Source organism: Amycolatopsis sp. NPDC059657, assembly GCF_042734395.1.
In the GTDB taxonomy this organism is placed as follows: domain Bacteria; phylum Actinomycetota; class Actinomycetes; order Mycobacteriales; family Pseudonocardiaceae; genus Amycolatopsis.
The window spans coordinates 42,915-46,228 of sequence record NZ_JBHWEB010000021.1 but is presented as its reverse complement, the minus strand read 5'-3'; the positions used below and the strand labels follow the sequence as shown (position 1 = coordinate 46,228).

The window sequence follows — 3,314 nt, the reverse complement described above, 5'->3', positions numbered from 1 at the left end:
GTGTACGGCCGGCTACGGGCCCAACACAACATATTAGTCTTCCCGCCACTCCCCACCTTTACCCTTAATGGGGGGGCGCCCCCCCCCCCCCCCCGCGCCGCCCCCCCCACCCCTCCGGAAGTAGCTGTTGACCGTGGGACGACCCCCACTACGGTGACTACCGGGCGTGGCTGCATACTTCGCCAGACGGGCCCGGACGAGGAGCACTTTCGTTGAACCTGGTTATTTACGTACTTCGCCGTTTGGCGATTTCGATCCCGATCCTGCTGGTCGGGACCTTTCTGTGTTTCGTGATGGTCGCCGCGACGGGTGACCCGCTGGCCGAGCTGCGCGGCAGACCGGGCATCAGCGCGGATTCGATCGCACGGCTTTCGGCCGACCTGGGCCTCGACAAGGGCATCGTCCCCCGTTACTTCGACTGGCTCGGTCACTTCATCACCGGCGACTGGGGCGTGTCCGTCGCGCAGGGCGCCGCGCAGGATCCCGTGTTCCCCAAGGTGATGAGCGCGTTCGGGGTCACCTTCAGCCTCGTGGTCGGCGCCGAGATCCTCGCCCTCATCATCGGCGTCGCCGTCGGTGTGCTCGCGGCGGTGAAGCAGTACTCGGTCGTCGACTACATCGCGACGACGCTGGCGTTCCTGCTGTTCTCGATGCCGATCTTCTGTATCGCCATTGTGCTGAAGACCTACGCCATCGAGCTCAACACGGTGATCAGGGACCTCGGGTTGACCGAGTGGCTCGGTAATCCGTGGATTCGCACGACCAGCCCGGAGAACATGAACTCCACGGGCTTCGGCGACTTCCTGACGAAGTACGTCGGCGCGTACCTGCTGCCGACGTTGTCGATCATGGCGATCAGCTTCGCCGCGTACAGCCGGTTCCAGCGCGCTTCGATGCTGGACACGCTGAACGCCGACTACGTGCGCACCGCGCGCGCCAAGGGCATCCCGGGCTCGCGGGTGATCTTCCGCCACGCGTTCCGGAACGCCCTGATCCCGGTGACGACCCTGTTCTCGGTCAACTTCGCGCAGGTGCTCACGGGCGCGATCATCACCGAGCGGGTGTTCAGCTGGAACGGCATGGGCACGGTGCTGGTCGACGCGGTCGACCACAACGACCCGAACGTGCTGATGGGCTGGCTCGTCGTCATCGCCACGACCGTCGTGGTGGCCAATCTGATCGCCGACCTGGTGTACGGCATCCTGGACCCGAGGATTCGCGTTGGCTGACCTCAATTCCCTGCTGGCCAGTGGCGACGAGGTCGCCAAGGCCGAAGGCACGCTGCCCCCCGAGGCGCTTCCCGAGCCGCGTAGCCAGGGCAAGCTGGTGCTGCGGAAGTTCCTGCGGCACAAGCTGGCCATGTTCAGCACCGGCCTGCTGCTGCTGATCATCCTCTTCGCGATCATCATGCCGCTGATGTGGCCGCACGGTTACGAGGACGCGGGCTTCCCGTCGTTCGCGAAGCCGAGCGCGGACTTCCCGCTGGGCACCACCGAGGTCGGCAAGGACATGGTTTCGCAGGTTCTGCGCGGAACCCAGTTCTCGCTGCTGATCGCGCTGACCGTGTCGATCCTGTCGACCGCGATCGGCGTCATCTTCGGTGCGCTCGCCGGGTACCTGCGCGGGTTCACGGACTCGTCGATCTCGCGGGTGACCGATCTGTTCCTGATCGTGCCGCAGATCGCGGCCGCGGCGATCCTCGCCAAGGTCTTCGGCGGTGGCACCTGGTACATCGTGGCCTTGGTGCTCGCGGCGTTCGGCTGGATGCAGGTCGCGCGGATCACCCGCGCCGAGGCGATGTCGTTGTCGCAGCGCGAGTTCATCGAGTCGGCGCGTGCCTCCGGCGCGGGCACCGGGCGGATCATCTTCAAGCACCTGATCCCGAACATGGTCGGCAGCATCACGGTCAACGCGACGCTCGCCGTCGCGCAGGCCGTGCTCGCGGAGGCCGCGCTGTCGTTCATCGGTCTCGGTGTGCAGCTGCCGGACACCTCGCTCGGCCGCATCATCTTCGAGAACTACACCCAGCTTTCGGTGAACCCGTTGCTGTTCTTCGGTCCGTTCATCGTGCTGGTGCTCATCTCGCTGTCGATCAACTTCATCGGTGACGGCCTGCGAGACGCTTTCGATCCGCGCCAGCGGCGCGTCAAGGCGTAGCTTTCCCACGGCGGGAGTACGTACCGCCGCGCTTGTTCAGTCGTGGCTCAACGAGGAGCTGGCCGGATGAATTTGCTGTGGTACGTACTCCGCCGGGTGGTCATTTCCTTCCCGGTGCTCATCGTCGGCACCTTTCTGTGCTTCGTGATGGTCGCCGGTGCAGGCGACCCGCTGGCCGAGGCTCGCGGCCGTCCCGGCGCCAACCAGGAAGCCATCACCAGGCTCGGCGAGCAGCTCGGCCTCGACAAGCCGATCATCGTCCGGTACTTCGACTGGCTCGGCCGGTTCCTCACCGGCGACTGGGGTGTCTCGGTCGCGCAGGGCGCGGCCCAGGAACCCGTCTACCCCAAGGTGATGAGCGCGCTCGGCGTGACGCTCGAGCTCGTGCTCGGCGCGTCGGTGTTCGCGCTGATACTCGGCGTGCTGGTCGGGGTGGTCGCGGCGGTCAAGCAGTACTCGATCCTCGACTACATCGCGACGACGCTCGCGTTCATCCTCTTCTCGATGCCGATCTTCTGCATCGCGATCGTGCTCAAGCAGTACGCCATCGAGATCAACGGCTGGGTCCGCGACGCCGGGCTGACCGAGTGGCTCGGCAATCCTTGGCTCAAGACGTCGAGCCCGGAAAACATGCAGTCGGACGGTTTCGGTGACTTCCTGGTCAAGGTGGTCGGCGCGTATCTGCTGCCGACACTGTCGATCATGGCGATCAGTTTCGCGGCGTACAGCCGGTTCCAGCGAGCGTCCATGTTGGACGAACTCAACGCCGACTACGTCCGCACCGCCCGCGCGAAGGGGCTCAGCTCGTCGCGCGTGATCTGGCGGCACGCCTTCCGCAACGCGCTGATCCCGGTGACCACGCTGTTCTCGGTGAACTTCGGCGCGGTGCTGACCGGCGCGATCATCACCGAGCGCGTGTTCAACTGGAACGGCATGGGCACGCTGCTGGTCGACGCGGTCGACCACAACGACCCCAACGTCCTGATGGGCTGGCTCGTGGTCATCGCGATCAGCGTCGTCGTCGCGAACCTGTTGGCGGACTTGGTCTACGGCGTGCTCGACCCTCGCATCCGCGTCGGGTAGTGGTGGGGGGTTTGGGGCGGGGGGTTGGGTTGGGGGTGCGCCCCACACCCCGCCAAGCCGGGCCCCGCGGCCCC

General features: G+C 65.9%; 3 protein-coding genes. All 3 read left to right on the top strand.

Annotated features, from left to right (window positions below; genetic code table 11):
* Positions 1-212 precede the first annotated feature (212 nt).
* The 3 genes from ACFV15_RS14340 to ACFV15_RS14330 all read left to right on the top strand — a co-directional run bounded on the left by ACFV15_RS14340 (position 213) and on the right by ACFV15_RS14330 (position 3,240).
* Positions 213-1,229: an ABC transporter permease gene (locus ACFV15_RS14340; RefSeq protein WP_378350735.1), complete on the top strand. Its 1,017-nt coding sequence runs from the start codon at positions 213-215 to the stop codon at positions 1,227-1,229.
* Entirely contained in the window at positions 1,222-2,157 is a 936-nt protein-coding gene (locus ACFV15_RS14335) for an ABC transporter permease (RefSeq protein WP_378350733.1), read from the top strand. Before ACFV15_RS14340 ends, ACFV15_RS14335 begins: the two co-directional genes overlap by 8 nt.
* A 66-nt stretch (positions 2,158-2,223) precedes the next feature.
* Complete coding sequence (locus tag ACFV15_RS14330; RefSeq protein WP_378350731.1) at positions 2,224-3,240, top strand: ABC transporter permease; 1,017 nt, start codon at positions 2,224-2,226, stop codon at positions 3,238-3,240.
* Positions 3,241-3,314: the final 74 nt, after the last annotated feature.

What these genes read in the sequence shown, in the direction of transcription:
- ACFV15_RS14330 (WP_378350731.1), top strand. Translation starts at nt 2,224, where the DNA reads ATGAATTTGCTGTGGTACGTACTCCGCCGGGTGGTCATTTCCTTCCCG.